We start from the raw sequence: 18,944 nt of genomic DNA on the forward strand, positions 1-18,944 counted from the left end.
GAGGTGAGCCCCATTACCGCTGTGTCAGCTCGGGTGCTCTCGCCTCAGGGTTTCACCGGCATCAGGTGACCTGGAGGGCGCCCTTCGGTTCCCCGAAAGGCTCTCGGCTCCATGCCACCTTCGTACGCCCACGCTTCCTACGACCATGTCGTCACCACCCTCCGGTCCGCGGGCTGTGTCTTCGCCGAGGACGAGGCGCGACTGATCCTGTCCAGCGCCCGCACCCCGGCCGAACTCGCCTCCGTGCTGGACCGCCGTGCCGCCGGCCAACCCCTCGAACACGTCCTGGGCTGGGCCGAGTTCAGCGGACTGCGGATCGCCGTGGAGCCCGGCGTCTTCGTGCCCCGCAGGCGCACCGAGTTCCTGGTCCGGCAGGCCGTCGCCCTCGCCTCCGATACTCCGGTCGTCGTGGACCTGTGCTGCGGTTCGGGCGCGGTGGGTGCCGCGCTCGTGGCGTCGCTGCCCGGCGCCGAACTGCACGCCGCCGACATCGACCCCGCCGCGGTGCGCTGCGCCCGCCGGAACGTCGGCGTACGCGGCCATGTCTACGAGGGCGACCTCTTCGAGCCGTTGCCGCGCGGCCTGCGCGGGCGGGTCGCCGTCCTGGCCGCCAACGTGCCGTACGTCCCCACCGAGGAGGTCGGTCTCCTGCCACCGGAAGCCCGCGACCACGAACCGCTCGTCGCGCTCGACGGGGGAGGGGACGGGCTCGACGTGCTGCGGCGCGTGGCCGTCGAGGCGCCGCGATGGCTGGCGCCGGGCGGCAGCCTGCTCGTCGAGACGAGCGAGCGGCAGGCGGACCGGGCCGTCGCGGTCTTCGCCGCTGCGGGGTTGCGGGCGCGGCTTGAGGTGTCGGAGGAGTTGTACGCGAATGTGGTCATCGGCACGAGGTAGCTCCGCTGGGGTGCGGGGTTGTGTGGTGCGGGTTCGTCGGGGCTTCGTCGGGGCTTCGTCGGGGCTGGAGTGTGCGGTTCCTCGCGCCCTGGGCGGATGGGGTGCTGTGTTGTGCAACTAGTTGCATAAAGGGGGCCTGTCGTTTAGAACTGGGGGAACCGCATTGCGTACGGAGGGGTCCGATGAGTCGTTATCCGCACCTGCTGGACCCGCTCGACCTGGGGTTCACCACCCTGCCGAACCGCGTGCTCATGGGCTCCATGCACGTCGGTCTGGAAGAGGCCGAGCGGGGCTTCGAGCGCATGGCGGCGTTCTACGCGGCCCGGGCGCGCGGCGGTGTCGGGCTCATCGTGACCGGCGGCATCGCCCCCAACGAGGTGGGACGGCCCTACGAGGGCGGCGCCAAGCTGACCACCGAGGCGGAGGCCGCGAAGCACGCCGAAGTCACCGCCGCGGTGCACCGCGAGGGCGGGCGGATCGCCCTGCAGCTCCTCCACTTCGGCCGCTACGCCTACCACCAGGACCTGGTCGCGCCGAGCGCCCTCCAGGCACCCATCAGCCCCCACACGCCGCGCGCCCTCACGGACGACGAGGTCGAGCAGACCGTCGACGACTACGTCCGGGCCGCCCGCCTCGCCCGGAGCGCGGGCTACGACGGCGTGGAGATCATGGGCTCCGAGGGCTATCTGATCAACGAGTTCATCGCCGCGCGGACCAACCGGCGCGACGACCGCTGGGGCGGCTCGTACGAGAACCGCACGCGGTTCCCCCTGGAGATCGTCCGCCGGGTGCGCGAGGCGGTCGGCGAGGACTTCATCGTCATCTACCGGCTGTCGATGCTGGACCTGGTCCCGGGCGGCTCCTCGCTCGACGAGGTGATCACCCTGGCCCGGGCCGTCGAGGCCGCCGGGGCGACCATCATCAACACCGGCATCGGCTGGCACGAGGCACGGATACCGACCATCGCGACCTCGGTGCCGCGCGGGGCGTACGCCTGGGTGACCAAGAAGGTCATGGGCGCCGTGTCGATCCCGCTCGTGACGACGAACCGCATCAACACCCCTGAACTGGCCGAGCAGTTGCTCGCCGAGGGATACGCCGACATGGTGTCGCTGGCCCGCCCGATGCTCGCCGACCCCGACTTCGTGCGCAAGGCGCGGGCCGGGCGGCCCGAGGCCATCAACACCTGCATCGGCTGCAATCAGGCCTGCCTCGACCACACCTTCAGCGGGAAGATCACCTCCTGCCTGGTGAACCCGCGGGCCTGCCACGAGACGGAGCTCGTCCTCGCGCCGACCCGGGTGCGCAAGCGGGTCGCCGTGGTGGGCGCGGGCCCGGCCGGCCTCGCCTGCGCGGTCGGCGCCGCCGAGCGCGGCCACGACGTCACGCTCTACGACGCCGCGAGCGAGATCGGGGGCCAGCTCAACGTGGCCCGCAAGGTGCCCGGCAAGCAGGAGTTCGACGAGACGATCCGCTACTTCCGCACCCAGCTCGAACTGCACGGCGTGAACGTCCGGTTGAACACCCCGGTCGCCGCCGAGGACCTCTCCGCGTACGAGGAGGTCGTCGTCGCCACGGGCGTCGGCCCGCGCACCCCCGAGATCCCCGGCGTGGACCACCCCAGCGTCGTCGGATACCTCGACGTGCTGCGCGACGGAGCGCCCGTCGGGGACCGGGTCGCGATCCTCGGCGCCGGCGGCATCGGCTTCGACGTCGCCGAGTACCTGACCGACAGCGGCGACAAGGCGAGCGAGGACCCGGCGGCGTACTTCCGGCACTGGGGCGTCGACATGGACTACCGGGCACCCGGCGGCCTCGGCGCCCCCGAGCGGCCGGCCCCGCCGCGCAGCGTCCACCTCCTGCAGCGCAAGACGTCCAAGGTCGGCGTAGGGCTCGGCAGGACCACCGGCTGGATCCACCGATCCGAGCTCAAGCAGCGCGGCGTCACCATGGTCCCGGGCGTCCGGTACGACCGCATCGACGACGCCGGGCTGCACCTCACCGTGGACGGCCACAGCTCCGTCCTGCCGGTCGACACCATCGTGCTCTGCACGGGCCAGGAACCACGCCGCGACCTGTACGAGTCACTGCGTGCCGCGGGCCGCTCCGTACACCTCATCGGCGGCGCCGACGTGGCGGCCGAACTGGACGCCAAGCGGGCCGTCAAGCAGGGCACCGAGGTGGCGGCGGCGCTGTAGGCCGTGCCGGGGTGCCGTTTCCCGTTTCTAGGATGACTCCATGTCCCTCCCGCACGCGATCCTCACCGCCCTGCTCGAAAAGCCGTCGTCCGGGCTGGAGCTGACCCGTCGCTTCGACAAGTCGATCGGCTACTTCTGGTCGGCGACACATCAGCAGATCTACCGCGAGCTGGGAAAACTGGAGGCCGACGGCTCGATCAGGGCCCTCACCCCTCAGCAGCCGGCCCGCGGGCAGAAGAAGCGGTACGAGGTCCTGCCGGCGGGCCGCGCCGAACTGGCCCGCTGGACCGCCGAGTCCCAGGACCCAAAGCCCCTGCGCGACCCGCTGCTGCTGCGGCTGCGGGCGGCCGCGGTGGTGGGCACCGCGGGCATCGAGGCGGATCTGCGCCGCCATCTCGATTCGCACCAGCGGCAGTTGGCGGAGTACGAGGAGATCCAGGGGCGTGACTTCCCGCCCGGCAAGGACGCCCCCACCGACCGGCTCCAGCATCTCGTCCTGCGTGCCGGGATCGACCTGGAGACCTTCTGGACGGGGTGGCTCACCCACGCGCTCGCGGAGTTCGGACGGCTCCCGGCCGATGACGACTCCGCGTCCTGACTCCTTCAGAGCCGGTTCGGCTTCGCGCGTCGGCGCAGGACCCAGACCGTGGCCCCGAGCCCTGCGGCCACCAGGACCCCGCCCGCCGTGTAGGTGACGGTGCCGTAGTCCTTCGTGGTGCTTCCGGTACCGCCCATCACCCCGCGCGACGGTGACGCCGTCGCGGAGATCGTGGGGGTCGAGACCGGCGAGACGGTGACGGACTGGGTGCCCGCCGTCGAGCCGTCGGCGCAGACCACGATGACGGTGTAGGTGCCGGAGGTGACGCTCGACCAGGCGGCGGACTGACTGGCGCTGGTGCCGGACAAGGTCACCTGGCGCCCCTGGGCGAAGTTCGTCTGGCCGCTGGAGAGCAGCGAGGCGTTCCCCATTGATCCGTTGGCCCTGGTGACGCAGGCGGTGGTGGTCACCTGCACGGTCGCGCCACTGGTGGTCACGTTGATCCCCGTGCCCGCCGCGGCGGCCACGCCGGGCAGGCCGGCGGTGAGGGCCAGTGGCAGCGCGGCGGCCGCCACGGCCGGGCCGGAGCGGACGAGTGTCTGAGTGATACGCATAGGACTGCCCTCCGACGGCACGGTTGGCGGTACATCCCATGAGCCGCCGAGGGTCGGGGAACGACCGTGCTGCCATCGGACCGAGCCAATGCGAAGGTCACCGATTCCGCATGCGGCCAGGACCGTGCAGGTGAACAATTCCTTCGTCCGGCCGACCACCGGTGGCACACCCGCGGAACCCGTCCGTCTCTGTGGGCCGGGCAGGGTTCACGGGCCTCCCGTCGTCACCGTCCGCTCCGTCGAGAAGGCGCCCCACGTTCCGTCCGGGAGCTTCGCCCGGATCCGCACCCGCTGGGTGAGCCCGGCCTCCCGGCCCACGTAGAAGCTGTACGTGGCCTTCCCGCGGGGAGGCGTCGCGCCCCAGACGAGCGAGGTGACCGGCTTCCTGTCGAGCTGGATCTGGTACTCCGTGATCACTCCGTCGACGGCGGGCGGCGTCCACGACAGGTCGAGGTAGTGGGCCCCGTCCTTGCGATGCGTCGTGGCGCGGAACGCGGTGGGCGCCATGCCCGTGCCGGTGTTCGTCCCCGCGCCGGCGTCCACGTCGGCGTCGGCGGGGCCCGCCGGGGTGGTGATCCGGACGGACCGGCTCGCGGACGAGATGTTGTCCGCCGCGTCGCGCGCCCGGACCGTGAAGGAGTAGCGCGTGCCCGGCCGTAGCCCGGTCACCACGGTCGCCGTCTGTGCGCCGCCCACACTGTGGATCTTCGTGGGGCCCTGATAGACGTCGTACGAGGCCACGCCCCGGTCGTCGGTGGACCGAGCCCAGGACAGCTGCGCGGCCCGGCTTCCGGCCGCCTTGCCGCGAGGGTTCTCCGGGCGGCTCGGGGCCCGCTCGTCGGCGGCCGTCGCGGCGGGTGTGGTGGCCTGCACCCGCTCGCTCGACGGCCCGAGCCTCCCGTCGGCGTCCCGTGCCCGTACGGAGAAGGCATACATGGTCGACGGCTTGAGCCTGGTGACGTTGACCATGTGGTGTGACCCGGGTACTTCCTTCACTTTCGTGGTGCCGCGGTATACCTCGTAGTGGGCGACCTCGGGCTTTCCGGAGGCCCGGTTCCACATGACGTGCACGCTGGTCGCGCTGCCCGCCGCCGCGGTGACACCGGCCGGGGCCGCGGGCGCCGGACCGTCCCCGCGCGCGCTCTGTCCGTTCAGGCCGCAGGACACCAGCGTGAGCAGCGCGCCCCAGACCACGGCGGCTCGCAGGAGTACGCGTCGCACAGTCCTGCCCTCCCTCGCCCTCCTCGACGGGAATGGTCCGGACCAATATGGCGCCGTCGGCGCGACCACATCAAGAGGGCAACCGTTCGCGATTTCGACCACAGGTTACGTATGCTGATCCTCTTCGCGGCTGAACGCGCCTGTGTCACAGGGGAGTTCATGCCGACGGTGCGGAACGCTGTCGTCGCTGATCCCGCGCCGGCGAGGGCGGCCGGATGGCCGGAGTCATCGCTGATCCGGCCGTCCGGCCCCCGACGGCATGTCATCGGACGTGCTCCGTACGGCCCCCCAGCGGTGGCCCCCTGCGCGGACCCCTACCAGATTGGGCCGAGTGTTCGGCACTGCCCACTCAAGAGAGGGTCTTTTATCGTGCGTGTCCGGTCGCTGATGCTGGCCGCGGCCGGCATCGCTCTGATCGCTCCCACCGCAATTCCCGGTGCCGCCCCGCCGCCCGAGGCCGGGCACGGGCCGGAGGCGCGGCGGATACAAGGCGCGCGCACCGTCCGGGCCGCCGAACTCCTGGCCGCGGTGCGTGACTGCGCCCCCGTCTCCAGCGACCGCTTCAGCAGCGACGACGGCGAACCCGCGGACATCGACGTCTGCGGCAAGCGCAATGCCGTCTTCTGGAAGGCGGACCTGGACATCGACTGCGACGGCAGACCGGGCCCGCACTGCAACGAACGTACCGATCCGCTCTTCAGCGACACCACCGCCTACCAGCAGTCCGACGGGCGCCAGTTGAGCGCCGAGCGACTGCCGTACGTGGTCGTGCCCGCGCCGAGCCACCGGTGGAACCACCAGGAGCACGACGTCCGGCGCGGGACGGTCGCCGCCGTCATCCACCGCGACCGTGTCCGGTACGCGGTCGTGGGCGATGTCGGCCCCGACGACATCATCGGCGAGGCGTCGTACGCCCTGGCCCGGGACCTCGGTGTCCGCTCCGACCCGCGGGGCGGCGGGGCGGCGTCCGGCGTCACCTACATCCTGTTCAAGGGCTCCGGCGCCTCTCCCATCGAGAGCCGCCGGGCGGCCACCGCCCAGGGAGAGCGACTGGCTCGCCGGTTCGTCGGACGGAACTGACCCCGGACACCGGACGGGCGCGTCACACCTTCCGGTACGTGTACGCCTCGGCGGCAGCCGCCTCCACCGCAGCCAGGTCCGCTCCGGCGGACGCGGTGACGACCGCCGCCACCGCGCCCTCGACGAACGGTGCGTCCACCAGGCGGGTGTTCGACGGGAGTTCGTCGCCCTCGGCCAGCAGGGCCTTCACGGTCAGGACCGCGCTGCCGAGGTCGGTGAGCACGGCGACACCGGCGCCGCGGTCCACGGCGGCTGCCGCGGCGGAGATCAGCTCGGAGCTGGTGCCCAGGCCGCCGCTCCCGTCACCGCCGGCCGGGGCCACCGGCGCGAGGGTGCCGCCGCCCGCGAGCCCCGTCGCCAGCTCGGCGACCGAGACGGCCACCGCGGCGCTGTGCGAGACGAGGACGATGCCCACGAGCTTCTCGCCCTCGGCCCGAGCCGTGTCCGGTGTACTGCTCACGACGTCACTCACCGGCCGTCTCCGCGAGCGCCGCGATCAGGAGTGCCGAGGAGGTGGCACCCGGATCCTGGTGTCCGATGCTGCGCTCGCCCAGATAACTCGCCCTGCCCTTGCGCGCCTGCAACGGCGTGGTGGCGACGGCGCCCTCCTCGGCGGCCGTCCGCGCCGCGGCGAAGGACCGGCCGAGCGCGTCGACCGCCGGAACCAGCGCGTCGATCATCGTCTTGTCGCCGGGCGCCGCCCCGCCGAGCTGCATCACCGCGTCCACGCCGGTGCGCAGCGCCTCGGCGAACTGCTGCTCGTCGACCTCGGCCGCGTCACCGAGTGCCTTGCCCGTGCGGCGCAGCAGAGTCCCGTACAGCGGCCCCGAGGCGCCGCCCACCGTCGAGATCAACTGGCGTCCGGCGAGGGTCAGGACCGCGCCCGGCGTGCCCGGCTCCTCCTTCTCCAGGGTGGCCGCCACGGCCCGGAAGCCGCGCTGCAGATTGCTGCCGTGGTCGGCGTCGCCGATCGGTGAGTCGAGGTCGGTGAGCCGCCCCGCCTCGTGTTCCACGGACACGGCGGTCGCCGTCATCCAACGGCGGAAGAAGTCGGCGTCGAGCACTGGTTCTCCTTGCGTTGTGGAGGTGTTGACCGGTCGCGGCGATCGCCCCGGTCACTCGGAACGCTCTGGTCGCTCCGGCGGAACGGGCGGGGACCGCGTCTCACATGCCCCAGCGCAGACCCGCGGTACGCACCGGCGCGTCCCACAGCCGCAGCAGGTCCTCGTCGACCTGGCACAGCGTCACCGAGGCACCGGCCATGTCGAGCGAGGTGACGTAGTTCCCGACGAGGGTGCGGGCCACCGGGACCCCGCGCTCGACCAGCACCCGCTGCACCTCCGCGTTGAAGCCGTACAGCTCAAGGAGCGGGGTGGCGCCCATGCCGTTCACCAGGACCAGGACGGGGTTGCGCGGGTTCAGGTCCTCCAGGACGGCGTTCACCGAGAAGTCGGCGATCTCCCGCGAGGTCATCATCGGCCGCCGCTCCCGGCCCGGCTCGCCGTGGATTCCGACGCCCAGTTCCAGTTCCCCGGCGGGCAGGTCGAAGGTGGGGCTGCCCTTGGCGGGCGTGGTGCAGGCGGCGAGCGCGACACCGAAACTGCGCGAGTTCTCGTTGACCTGGCGGGCCAGTGCCTCGACCCGCTCCAGCGGCCGGCCCTCCTCGGCCGCGGCGCCCGCGAGCTTCTCCACGAACAGGGTGGCGCCGGTGCCGCGGCGGCCGGCCGTGTAGAGGCTGTCGGTGACGGCCACGTCGTCGTCGACGAGGACCTTGGCGATCTGGATGCCCTCGTCCTCGGCGAGCTCGGCCGCCATGTCGAAGTTGAGCACGTCACCGGTGTAGTTCTTCACGATGAACAGCACGCCGGCGCCGCTGTCCACGGCCGCGGCGGCCCGTACCATCTGGTCCGGCACCGGGCTCGTGAACACCTCGCCGGGGCAGGCGGCCGACAGCATCCCGGGGCCCACGAATCCGCCGTGCAGCGGCTCGTGCCCCGATCCGCCGCCCGACACGAGCCCCACCTTTCCGGCCACCGGGGCGTCCCGCCGTACGATCACCCGGTTCTCGACATCCACGGTCAGCTCGGGATGCGCGGCGGCCATGCCTCGCAGCGCGTCCGCGACAACCGTCTCCGGGACGTTGATGAGCATCTTCACGGGGTACCTCCTGGTGAGACCGGCAGCCTGCTCTGGGCAGTATCAGTCCTGCGGAGCCGATGGTCACGTGTAACGACGTCGCCGGCCGCGCGGGTCGCGCCGCCGCTCCCGCGCGCCGTCGAGGAGGTCCGGGGGACGGGTACCGAGCAGACGGGAACTCCGATCGGTCCTGTTTCGCCATTTCCGTGTCGGACGCTCTCACGGTCTTGCGACGCCGCCCGGATTCCGATGGGATGCGTCCACCCCGCCGGGGGGTGGGTGTCCGGTTCGCGGCGCGCTCGTGCCCGGGCGGCCGTCACGATGAGCCCGAGGACCCCAAGTGACCGTGCACCACGGTGGTGTTGCCCCAGGCCCGGATTCCCTGTACGACGTTTTTCTCTGCTACACGTGGGCGGACGGCAAGGAATGGGCCGACGACATGTGCACCGCCCTGCGCGCCAAGGGGCTGGACGTCTTCCAGGACGACCTGTCGGTGCCCGAGTGGGACGAGTACGAGATGCTGCCGTCGGTGAAGGCGGCCCTCCTCGGCTCACGGGTCCTCGTTCCGCTGCTCACCCCGTGCTTCGACGACAGCGACCACTGCTGGTCCGAGCTGCACCTCGCCCTGTCCTGCGCGAAGGCCCTGGGCGAGACCGAGATGCGCCGGGTCAGTCCGCTGACCTGGAAGGTGCCGCCCAAGAAGGTCAGGCCCAAGGCGCTCAAGAAGCGCAAGCTCATCCGCGAGGGCCGCTCGGTCGCCGAACTGGCGGACCACGTCGTACGTGTGGTCGGCGACGTACGGGAAGGCGACGACCGGCGCTTCGGCGCCGCAGTGACCGACAGGCCGAGTTGGCTCGTCGACGACCTGCTCGGCGACTCCGGATTCGTCGGGCGGCGCAAGGAACTCTGGGCCCTGCACGACGCGCTGCGGGAGCCCGGCGGAACCGCGGACGGCGGCGCACCCGTCGTCTCCGTACGAGGACTGGGAGGCTCGGGCAAGAGCACCCTGTGCAAGCAGTACGGCCGTTGGGCGGCGCAGGACCACCCCGGCGGTGTCTTCGTCGTCGAGCTGTCCGGCAGCGACCCCCTGGGCCGGCACGACTCCGGTGCCGTACAGGCCGCCTTCCACACGGCGCTGCGGCGTATCGCGGCGCGCCTCTCCCTGCCCGAACACACGGACAGCAGCGCGGAGTTGAGGCTTGCCGTGGGCCGCCGTCTGGAGGAACTGCCGCCCTATCTCTGGATCGTCGACGACCTCCCCACCTTTGTGAGCCTGCGTGAGCACCCGTACCTGCTCGCCCCCGGCCCCAAGGGCCGGACACTCGTCACCACCCGCGGCAGCGTCCACGGCACGAGCCGCACCGAGATCCGCCTGTCCGGCCTGGGCCCGAGACCGGGACTCCGCCTGCTCACCGCACGTCGCGAACCGGCCCGGGAGGACATCGACGAACGCAACGCCGCCCGCGACATCGTGGCGGACCTGCGGGGACACCCGCTCGCACTGCGGATCACCGCCGGGCTGACGACGACGCAGGGATTCACCGGCTACCGCTCCCTCCTCGCGGACCTGCGCGAGGACGCCCGGCCCGCGCTCGAACTCGCGGAACACCTGCGCCACGACCTGCCGGCGGAGACCGCCCGCCCGCTCAGCGGAGTCCTGCTGCGCGCGTTCGACGCCCTGCCCGCCCCCGCGGTCCGCCTACTCACCGCCGCGAGCGTACTCGCCGCGGCGCCCGTCCCGCACGACCTCCTGACGGCCGTACTGCCCGGCGCGGACGGCGCGGACGACGACCCGCACGCCGCCGCGACAGCAGTGACAGAAGGCGTCCGCGCTCTCGACGGCCGAGGACTCGTCGAGGAGACCCAGGACGTCTCCGGCGCCACCTACCTCGTCCACGCGCTGGTCGCGCGCGCGGCACGCGTCCTGCTGCGCGACGGAACGCGACGACAGGCCTCCCACCGGGCCGTGCGCGCGCTGGCCGACCTGCTCGACCGGACAGGAACCGACGCCGCGTCGAGGCTCCGTACGCTCGGCCTGCTGGCACACGTCCAGGCCGCGGCGAACCTGGCGGCCTCCGAAGGCTGGGGCGTCGACCACGGCCAGTGGTCCCTCGTCGCGCGGTCCGGACAGCTGCGCTCGGAACTGGGCGACAGCGCGGGCGCCGTCGACGACTTCCGGGCTCTGTACGCCTCGTGCCGCGACTCGCCGCTCTGCGACCCGTACACCACGCTGTGCGCGCTGGTCGGGCTCGGCGCCGTACTGCAGGAGAACGGAGCACTCACCCAGGCGCGCGAACTCCAGGAGCAGGCCGTCGAGGAACTCGACGCCCTGCACGGCCGCGACCGGTTCGACCGACCCCACCCCGACACCCTGTGGGCGATGAACAACCTCGCCAACACCCACCAGGCACTCGGCGATCACCGGACGGCCCGGGCACTGCTGCGGGAGACCTGCCACGGCTGGCACGGACGCCACGGCCCGTCCGCCCGGGAAACCCTGACGGCTCTGAACAACCTGGCCATAGCGGTCGGCCGGGGACCCGGCCGGTACGCGGCACCCACCGCGCTGCGCATCGCCACCTTCGCCCACGAACGATGGACCAACACGGCCGGACCTGACGCCCGGGGCACGGTGGACAGCCTGTTCAGCATCGGCGCCAACCACCTGCGCATCGGTGACACCGCGGCGGCGCTCACCGCGTTCGAGGAGGTCTGGCGGCGACGCAGGGCCCACCTGGGCGACGACCACCCCGACACACTCGACGCACGCGAGAACATCATCACCGCACGCAGGAGGACCGACTCGTGACCGCTGCTCCCGACGACTGGAGCCACTACGCCCTCTACGCCGACCGGCTGCGCGTGCAGGGGCCCGATCAGCCGGCCACCGTGACGACCCTGTGGGCCCTGCTGCACGGAGGCCTCACCGACCTGCCCGCGCCGGAGGGCGCCGGCGCTGCCGTCGGCGAGCCGAGCGACCTGCCCGACGGCGTCGCCCCCGAAGACGTACATCTGGAAGGCGATCACGACGAACTGCTTGCCGAACTCCTGGTCGCCGCGGTCGACTTCCAGGGGCGGCAGGTCGCGCGGTACGGCCCGGACGCCCCCGAGACGCTGCGCGCGACCCTGGGCCTCGCCCACGCGATGGCCGCGGCCGACCAGTACGAAGGGCAGCGCGACGACGCCCTGGTCCTGGCGCAGGACGCCCGGGAGGGCATCGACGAATGGGCGGTACGGTCACCCGAGACCATCGGCGCCCGGGACCAGGAGGTCGCCCGGATCCTGCACCACTGGATCCTCGACCTGTTGGGCGAGGACCCCACCTATTGAACCGGGCCGCCCGTCGCCCGAGCCGGGCCGCCCGTCGCCCGAGCCGGGCCGCCCGTCGCCCGAGCCGGGCCGCCCGTCGCCGAGGCCGGCCAGTTGCGCGGCCACAGCGCCGGCGTCCGGCGCGCCCAGCGACGTGAACAGCTCCAGCGACGCCTGCCACCGGTCACGGGCCGCGTCGACCCGCCCCGCGGCGGCGTCCAGGAAGCCGAGCTGCCGCAGGGCCCGCGCCTCCTCGTACCGGCTTCCGGCCCTGCGGCCGAACTCGATGGCCTGCTCGTAGGCCCGGGTGGCCGACACCTCGTCGCCTCCCCGCTGCCGGGCCAGACCGAGCGTGTACGCGGACTGGGCGATGTCGAGGTCCAGGCCCAGCGCGGAGAACAGGGTCGTCGCCTCGGTCGCGTGACCCGTCGCGTCGGCGGTGCGACCCAGCTCGGTCTCGGTCTTGGCCATGCTGCGCAGGGTGATGCCGACCTTCCGCGTCGCCCCGGTCCTGCGATAGACGTCCAGGGCACGCAGCTGAAGGTCCAGCGCCTCGGTGTGCGCGCCCTGACGCCGGTGGAGCGAGGCGAGGTTGGCCAGGGAATCACTGAGGCCGTGCTCGTCGCCGAGTTCCGCGAACCGGTCGTGCGCCAGCCGGTACTGCCGGGCCGCCTCCGCCGTGCGGCCCGCCTCCAGCAGCGCACGCCCGAGGTTGTTGCGCGTCATCGCCTCGGCGCGGCGGTCGCCGATGCGTGCACACCCGGCCAACGCCAGGTAGTGACTCTCCGACCAGCCGTCCAGGTGTTTGGCCAGGTAGAAGTAGTCCCGCAGGGTGTAGGCCAGCTGCCAACGGCGTACGTCGAAGACGGGGTCGTCCAGCCGGCACAGCGCCACCAGGGTGCGCCACTCGGCGTCCATCCAGCGCAACGCGTCGGCCCTGCTCGCCATCGGCGGCTCGACCGGGATCGGACGCCCGCCGGTCGCCAGGGCGAAGCGGTGGCGGTACGGCATGATGACGCGTCCGGCCCTGTCCGCCATGGACAGGTAGTAGTCGTACAGGCCGCCGAGCGGGTGCGGGTGCGGCTGCGGGTTCGGGTTCGGGTGTACGTGCGTCTGCGGGGCGTGCGTCGGCGGGTCGGCAGCCGTGTGCAGTTCGCGACCGTAGGAGCGCAGCAGGTCGTGCATCGTGAACCGGTCCCCGCCCGTGTCGTCCACGAGGTGCGAGTCGGACAGCCGGCGCAGCAGACGGACCGCCTCGGCGCCCGACGTCCCGAGCAGCGCCGTGGCCGAGGGGAGGTCGAACGTGTCGCCGGGGTGCAGCGCGAGGAGCGCGAAGGCGCCGCGTACGGCCGCAGGCAGGTCCCGGTAGGACCACGAGAACACACCGCGCAGGGTGGAGCGGGTGTCGTCGTCCGCGTCGAAGAGGTCGAGCCCCGTGCCGATGCCGTCCAGCTCGCCGACAAGCGAGGCGATGCTCCGGGCGGGACGCGCGGCGACCCGCTGCGCCGCGATGCGCAGAGCCAGCGGCAGGCCCGCGCAGTGGGCCGCGAGCCGGCCGACGCTCTCCTCCTCGACGGCGGCCCGCTCCCCGATCGCGGCGTTGAGCAGCGCCCGGCTCTCGGCGTCGCCGAGCACGCCGAGTGCCACGGTCCGTACCGCGTGGTGCACACCCAGTCCGCTCAGCTTCCGTCGGCTGGTGACCACCACGGCGCAGGTGGCGGAGCCGGGCAGGAGGGGGCGGACCTGGTCGGTGGAGGAGGCGTTGTCGAGGACGACGAGCACCCGGCGACCGCTCAGTGCCGTACGGAAGGTGGCCGCCCTTTCCTCCAACGGTCCGCTCTCGGCGGCGAGCGACCGCCCCAGAGCGCGCAGGAAACCGCTGAGAACGGTGAGCGGGGAGAGCGGTTCGTCCGGGCCGAAACCCCTCAGGTCCACATAGAGCTGGCCGTCCGGGAAGTGGAGGGCGGCCCGGTGCCCCCAGAACACGGCGAGCGTGGTCTTGCCCGTGGCGGCGGCGCCGGAGAGCAGCACGATTCTCGGCTGCCCGGCCGTGGGTGGCCGGAGCAGGCTTCCCAGTTCGTCCAGTTCCGCGGCGCGCCCCACGAACAGGCCCCCGCTCACCGGAAGCTGGCGGGGCGTCTCCGCTCCCGGCACGCTGCCGGTCGTCACCTGGACACCGCCGTCGATACGGCCTGCCTGGACCACCACGCCGACGGAGGCGCCGGCGACCGCGTTGGCGACCTCATACCGTTGAGCGGTGTGCGGGGGACGGTCCGAGTGATCGGTCATGCGGTTCCCCCTCGGCACCCGCTCGCGTATCGCCTCCTTTCCGAGAGTAACCACCAGTGGCCTCGGCGGACACCGGGCCTCGACGCACGTGGTCACGCCGGTTCGGGTTGGGGGTCGGGCTGTGGTTTCGGCTGCCGCGCCGGTGCGGTGCTCGCTTCCCGCGGGGCGATGGTCCCCGCGTAGCCGTAGACCACCGCGGCCATCGCCAGCAGGAGCAGGGGGCCGAACACCCACGGATACGTCGCCATCTCCACCGGCAGATAGCGATAGGACACCAGGAGAGTGGCGAAGACGGCTGCGCCGGACACGACCAGCCGGGTCCCCGCTCGGTCCCAGCCATGGTCGAACAGGCGCAGAGCCGCCTCCACGGTGAGGGTGAACACCACACCGGCGATGAGATCCACGCCGTAGTGATAGCCGAATCCCAGCGTCGCGCAGAGCGTGGCCACCAGCCAGAACGTGCCGGCGTAGCGCAGCGTCCGCGGGCCCTTCCGGGAGTGGATGAAGATCGCGGTGGCCCACGCCGTGTGCAGGCTGGGCATGCAGTTCCGCGGGGTGATCGCGTCGAACGGCACGGGGTGCGGGACGCCGACCGGCGGCGGTGTCTGCGGCCAGAGGTCGGCCACCGCCCATTGTTCGCTGGGCGGCGTCGGCGACCACATGCTGACTGCCGCCCAGTGCTCGGCGCCGGTGCCGTACGCGAAGACCGGTCCGACCACCGGGAAGATCATGTAGATGGCGGGTCCGAGAAGGCCGATCACCAGAAAGGTGCGCACCAGATGGTGGCCCGGGAAGCGGCGCTCGACGGCCACATGCCGCAGTTGGTACAGCGCGACGACGACCGCGGCCACCGCGAGCTGACCGTAGACGATGTCGAGGAAGTTGAAGCCGATCGGGCCGGTGGCCGTGACCAGCCGGCCCGCCAGCCACGACGGGTTGCCCAGCGCGTGATCGGCGGTTGCCACGTACTGGTCGAGCACCATCGGGCGCGTCTTGGACGTGATGAGAAGCCAGGTGTCGCCGGTTTTGCGGCCGGTCACCAGCACCAGGCCCAGCCCGACCCCCTTCAGCAGCAGGACGCGTTCACGGCCGGTACGGCGAGTGACGGCGATGACCGCACAGCCCAGCATCACCCACAGGGCACCGTTGCCGAAGGGGTGGCCGTCGGCCACGTCCGCGTCGACCGCCCACCGGACCACCAGGAGGACGAGGTCGACACCGATCGCGGCACCGACCGCGACGAACCGTTGCCGCCAGGTGAGCACCACCATCATCAACGCCATGCCGGCGTACAGCAGAAAGCCTGATCGGGGAGCGAACACCACCTCCCGCGCCTGACTGGTGATCGGCCCCGGCAGACCGTACCGACGTGCGGCGATCTCCAGCGCGACGAGGAACCCGAGGGCCACGACACCCGCCACGCCCCAGAGTCGCCCCCGCGGACGACGCCACACGGAGATCAGGATTCTTCGGTCTATTCGCGCTATTCGCGGAGAACCCTGCGCTGGCACCTGTCTCAACTTCCCGCCAATGTCCACTGTGTCGCGTCGAGCCCCGGGTGGGTGTCGCTCGCCTTCCGTCGGGGCCGGTTTCCCCTCACGAAGAGCGAAGAGTAGAACACCCTGCGGGGAAGACGGAAAGATCGCTGTCCGGGTTCCGTCTTGTTCCCGGCACGGCACGGGAGCGGGTCGGAACGGGTTCACGGGTACGACCGGGTGCCGTGGCTGCCCGGCAGGCTCGTCGTGTGTGAGCGGGCAGCGGGCCGCGGGACCGTCCGGTGCGACGGGCGGGACGCTTCGCGGCGCGGGCCAGGTCGTACAGGTGGGCGCGTTCGGCGTCGTCGAGCTGGAGCGCGTTCGCGACGGCGTCGAGGACTTCCTCCGAGGCTCCGGCGAGGTGGCCCCGTTCCAGGCGGACGTAGTAGTCGATGCTGACGCCGGCGTCGGCTGCCGCCGTAGGCGGGGCAGGCCCGCCTGCCGCGGGGTGATTTTCGCGCGGCGGGAGGCCAGGAATAGGCCTTGGCTCTTGTGCCCCGCGGACGGACCAGCGAGAGGAACCTTCATGACTGAGCAGGCACAGCAGATCGGTGGCGGACGCCGGACGATCGGAGACTTCGCTCCAAAATTCGCCGAACTCACCGACGACGTCCTGTCCGAGGACGTGTGGAACCGCACGGAACTGGTTGCCCGCGACCGCAGCCTGATCACCGTCGCCGGCGGCGGCGACCACCTTTCGCTGTTCGCCTCCTGGGCGGCCGGCCAGGACAGCAACGACCGCGACCGGGCCCTTCGACGCGGCACACCGCACCGCCCACACGCCGGGACCGATTCCCGAAGAAGCGGGGAGCGGGCGGGTTGTCGAGCTGCAAGTAGCCATTGGAACGGTCATCCGAGGCCTCCCCGGTCTCGAACTCGCAGGCCCGGTGCAGGAACTCACATGGACCAGCGGAAGCCGGGTCTGCAGCCTTTCGCGACTCCCCGGCACTTGGTGGTGCGGCGCTGGGCTGTGCGTTGGCCGTGAAGGCGCACGTTGAATACCGTGCAGGTCAGAGAGGGTTGGTGGCCACGAACGAACTGTCCTGCCGGAAGAGGTCGGTGCCGTCCGACGGGTCCACGCGGAGCTGGTAGTCGTAGTGGCGCAGGTAGTAGCCGGGGTAGTTGTACGACTCCAGCCGTACGGAGCCACTGGCGCTGCCCGTCCGGGCGACGAAGGTCGCGTCCCTCGCGAACGTGGACGTGCCGTCGTTCGCGTCGAAGCGGCCCCGGAAGTTCCAGTGCCGAAGGTAGCCGCCGGCCGCGTTGCGGAAGGAGAAGCCGTTTCCGTCGGCGAGGCCCGCCACGACGGTGAACGTGGACGCCTGCTTCTCCGCGGCCGTGCTGGACGCCGTCACCACAGGGAGGTTGAGCAGGCCGGACTGGTCCTGCCAGTAGCGGGTGGTGAAGTTGCCCGACCGGAGCGAGCGGGTGACGCCCGTCGGCAGGCTCACCCCACCGGAGACCGTCTCCTTGACCACGGTGAAGTGGCGCGCGGTGCCGGAGATGCCCGGCAGCGCCCTGGGCGCGCTCCAGGTGGTGAAGCTGTCGTAACTGTCGCTGCAGTAGTAACTGCCGTCGCCGTATCCGTCGAAGAAGATCCGCCACGCGCCGTTGTCGAGCTGTATCAGCGCCGCGCCCTCCCGGGTGCCGCCCCAGCCCGCCCAGTTTCCGGTCCGGCTGATGGTGTAGGGCCCGGTGAGCGCGGTGGCCGTGGCGTACTCGATGTACTTCGACGTCTCGTTCTTCGTGAAGGCGTGGTACGTCGAGCCGGTCCTCACCACGAACGTGTCGATGTGGTTGGCGCCGATGCCGGACAGTGCGACGGGCGAACTCCACGTGGTGAGCGCCGAGTTCGTCGCCCTCAGCCGATACGGAGTGAAGATCCACTCGTCGTCGGCGGTCGAGCAGGACACCAGGATGTGCACGCTGCCGTCGCTGTCGACGAACCACTCGGGCGCCCAGGCACGCGACAGGTTCGCGATGGGGACCGTGTAGTCGTACAGGAACGTCCAGTTGGCCCGGTCCGGACTGCGGGCGAAGCCGATGGTGGTGCTGGTGTCCTGCCAGGTGTGCGTGGTGTAGGTGATGTAGTAGTAGCCGTCGGTGTGCTTGAGGATGCTGGCGTCCCGGATCCGGCCCGCGGGCGGGGTGTACGCGGACGCCTTGAGGAGCCGGAAGTCCGTGGCGTCGTCGGACTGGTAGACGTTCACGGTGCCGTCGTTGCTGTTGAGGAACGGCACGATGGTGTAGCGGGTGGCGGAACCGCTGGGCGGCGCGGCCGCCGCGGCCGCACCGAGCAGGCCCGGCAGTCCGCCCACGGCGAGGGCCGAGACGGGCAGCGCGGCCATCGCCCGCAACAGACTCCGGCGCGAGGGCGCGAAGGGTGCGACAGGCGCGAAGGGCCGGAACGCGCCGGGCGCGTCCGGCGTGGCAGTGGAATCGACGGGGCTGTCAGGCGTGGTCATGTGCGGCTCTCCTCGGTGGTGGGGTCCTGCGCTGCGTGTTCCTGTGTGGCGTGTTCGTGCTGCGTGTTCATGTGCTGCGCGCCGGGTGCGTGCTGTCCCGGCACACCCGTCCCGCTGGTCGATATTTCGTACAAGGTTCGACGAGCCGGTCAGAACGTAGATTGTCGTCGTGGCCACGTCAACGACTTCGACGTGCTCGACCCGAGGTGAGTCGCTTATGTCCCCTGTGGGTTTGGCGTCGCGGCGTCCGGCTACCCGGACCGTGTGTCAGTAACAGAGCTTCAGGAACTCGTTCGTTTCCTTGAGGACCGGTTCGCCTGCGCGCAGGCATGCACCGAATGTGCGCGGGCGTGTGCCCTGCGTGCGAGCCTCGCCGATCTCGACGGCCCCGCGGACCAGCAACTGATCCGGCGCAAGGGCATCCTGTGTGCGGAGGTCTGCGACACGACGTGCCGTCTTCTGGCGGAACAGGTCACGGAGTCCGAGGACGTGATGCGGACCCAGGTCGAGTGGTGCCGCGCCGTCTGCCTCGAAACCGCCGACGTCTTCGACCTTGGCCGTGACGGTGGCCGCGACCGCGACCGCGGCCTCGGTGCCGGTCCCGGTCTCGGCCCCGAAGCCCAGGTCGAGGCCCACGTCGGGGCGGAGGCAGGGGTGGAGGCAGG

General features: G+C 71.7%; 14 protein-coding genes and 2 pseudogenes. 7 read left to right on the forward strand and 9 right to left on the reverse strand.

Features of this window, described 5'->3' with window-relative positions; genetic code table 11:
- Window positions 1-111: 111 nt before the first annotated feature.
- From AOK01_RS28385 to AOK01_RS28395, 3 genes are all read left to right on the forward strand, one after another.
- Window positions 112-894 carry a putative protein N(5)-glutamine methyltransferase gene (locus AOK01_RS28385; RefSeq protein WP_055516641.1) on the forward strand — a complete coding sequence of 261 codons (783 nt, stop codon included), beginning with the start codon at window positions 112-114 and terminating at the stop codon, window positions 892-894.
- Window positions 895-1,076: 182 nt separating this feature from the next.
- Complete coding sequence (locus AOK01_RS28390; protein WP_055516643.1) at window positions 1,077-3,092, forward strand: NADPH-dependent 2,4-dienoyl-CoA reductase; 2,016 nt, start codon at window positions 1,077-1,079, stop codon at window positions 3,090-3,092.
- 40 nt (window positions 3,093-3,132) lie between these two features.
- A complete protein-coding gene (locus AOK01_RS28395; RefSeq protein WP_055516644.1) occupies window positions 3,133-3,690 on the forward strand; it encodes a PadR family transcriptional regulator in 558 nt (185 codons plus the stop codon).
- 5 nt (window positions 3,691-3,695) lie between these two features.
- Here AOK01_RS28395 and AOK01_RS28400 read toward each other — a convergent pair whose 3' ends face one another.
- Window positions 3,696-4,244 carry a hypothetical protein gene (locus AOK01_RS28400; RefSeq protein WP_055516646.1) on the reverse strand — a complete coding sequence of 183 codons (549 nt, stop codon included), beginning with the start codon at window positions 4,242-4,244 and terminating at the stop codon, window positions 3,696-3,698.
- Between the two features lie 207 nt (window positions 4,245-4,451).
- Complete coding sequence (locus AOK01_RS28405; protein ID WP_055516648.1) at window positions 4,452-5,465, reverse strand: fibronectin type III domain-containing protein; 1,014 nt, start codon at window positions 5,463-5,465, stop codon at window positions 4,452-4,454.
- A gap of 369 nt (window positions 5,466-5,834) precedes the next feature.
- Between AOK01_RS28405 and AOK01_RS28410 the strand changes: the two genes are divergently transcribed.
- Window positions 5,835-6,545, forward strand: coding sequence for a glycoside hydrolase family 75 protein (locus AOK01_RS28410; protein WP_055516649.1), 711 nt, complete (start codon window positions 5,835-5,837; stop codon window positions 6,543-6,545).
- Between the two features lie 22 nt (window positions 6,546-6,567).
- Here the strand turns inward: AOK01_RS28410 and AOK01_RS28415 are convergent, their stop codons facing one another.
- The 3 genes from AOK01_RS28415 to dhaK form a co-directional block, all read right to left on the reverse strand.
- Window positions 6,568-7,017, reverse strand: a complete 450-nt coding sequence (locus tag AOK01_RS28415; RefSeq protein WP_245702446.1) for a PTS sugar transporter subunit IIA domain-containing protein — start codon at window positions 7,015-7,017, stop codon at window positions 6,568-6,570.
- Entirely contained in the window at window positions 7,010-7,609 is a 600-nt protein-coding gene (gene dhaL / locus AOK01_RS28420) for a dihydroxyacetone kinase subunit DhaL (RefSeq protein WP_055516651.1), read from the reverse strand. Before dhaL ends, AOK01_RS28415 begins: the two co-directional genes overlap by 8 nt.
- A 100-nt stretch (window positions 7,610-7,709) precedes the next feature.
- Window positions 7,710-8,702 carry a dihydroxyacetone kinase subunit DhaK gene (dhaK, locus tag AOK01_RS28425; RefSeq protein ID WP_055516653.1) on the reverse strand — a complete coding sequence of 331 codons (993 nt, stop codon included), beginning with the start codon at window positions 8,700-8,702 and terminating at the stop codon, window positions 7,710-7,712.
- Window positions 8,703-9,021: 319 nt separating this feature from the next.
- Here dhaK and AOK01_RS28430 point away from each other — a divergent pair, with 319 nt between their 5' ends.
- Together AOK01_RS28430 and AOK01_RS28435 are read left to right on the forward strand one after the other, a co-directional pair.
- A complete protein-coding gene (locus AOK01_RS28430) occupies window positions 9,022-11,490 on the forward strand; it encodes a tetratricopeptide repeat protein (protein ID WP_079103826.1) in 2,469 nt (822 codons plus the stop codon).
- Window positions 11,487-12,011 carry a hypothetical protein gene (locus tag AOK01_RS28435; protein WP_055516657.1) on the forward strand — a complete coding sequence of 175 codons (525 nt, stop codon included), beginning with the start codon at window positions 11,487-11,489 and terminating at the stop codon, window positions 12,009-12,011. Before AOK01_RS28430 ends, AOK01_RS28435 begins: the two co-directional genes overlap by 4 nt.
- Here AOK01_RS28435 and AOK01_RS28440 read toward each other — a convergent pair.
- The 4 genes and pseudogenes from AOK01_RS28440 to AOK01_RS28450 form a co-directional block, all read right to left on the reverse strand.
- The gene (locus tag AOK01_RS28440; RefSeq protein ID WP_055516659.1) at window positions 11,919-14,279 is read right to left on the reverse strand and encodes an ATP-binding protein; all 2,361 of its coding nucleotides are present in this window, start codon (window positions 14,277-14,279) and stop codon (window positions 11,919-11,921) included. The genes AOK01_RS28435 and AOK01_RS28440 overlap by 93 nt on opposite strands.
- 92 nt (window positions 14,280-14,371) lie before the next feature.
- Window positions 14,372-15,700, reverse strand: coding sequence for a phosphatase PAP2 family protein (locus tag AOK01_RS28445; protein WP_213862165.1), 1,329 nt, complete (start codon window positions 15,698-15,700; stop codon window positions 14,372-14,374).
- 298 nt (window positions 15,701-15,998) lie between these two features.
- Window positions 15,999-16,342 (reverse strand): annotated as a pseudogene (locus AOK01_RS41755) (helix-turn-helix domain-containing protein); the annotation flags it as partial.
- A gap of 482 nt (window positions 16,343-16,824) precedes the next feature.
- Window positions 16,825-18,162 carry a glycoside hydrolase family 43 protein gene (locus tag AOK01_RS28450; protein WP_055516670.1) on the reverse strand — a complete coding sequence of 446 codons (1,338 nt, stop codon included), beginning with the start codon at window positions 18,160-18,162 and terminating at the stop codon, window positions 16,825-16,827.
- Window positions 18,163-18,543: 381 nt separating this feature from the next.
- Between AOK01_RS28450 and AOK01_RS44485 the strand changes: the two are divergent.
- Window positions 18,544-18,831, forward strand: a pseudogene (locus AOK01_RS44485) (four-helix bundle copper-binding protein); the annotation flags it as partial.
- Window positions 18,832-18,944 lie beyond the last annotated feature (113 nt).

The sequence above is a fragment of the Streptomyces aurantiacus genome (assembly GCF_001418335.1).
GTDB lineage: Bacteria > Actinomycetota > Actinomycetes > Streptomycetales > Streptomycetaceae > Streptomyces > Streptomyces aurantiacus.

Coding starts and splice junctions, on each gene's coding strand:
- AOK01_RS28385 (WP_055516641.1), top strand. CDS start 112: ATGCCACCTTCGTACGCCCACGCTTCCTACGACCATGTCGTCACCACC.
- AOK01_RS28390 (WP_055516643.1), top strand. CDS start 1,077: ATGAGTCGTTATCCGCACCTGCTGGACCCGCTCGACCTGGGGTTCACC.
- AOK01_RS28400 (WP_055516646.1), bottom strand. CDS start 4,244: ATGCGTATCACTCAGACACTCGTCCGCTCCGGCCCGGCCGTGGCGGCC.
- AOK01_RS28450 (WP_055516670.1), bottom strand. CDS start 18,162: ATGGCCGCGCTGCCCGTCTCGGCCCTCGCCGTGGGCGGACTGCCGGGC.
- AOK01_RS28395 (WP_055516644.1), top strand. CDS start 3,133: ATGTCCCTCCCGCACGCGATCCTCACCGCCCTGCTCGAAAAGCCGTCG.
- AOK01_RS28440 (WP_055516659.1), bottom strand. CDS start 14,279: ATGACCGATCACTCGGACCGTCCCCCGCACACCGCTCAACGGTATGAG.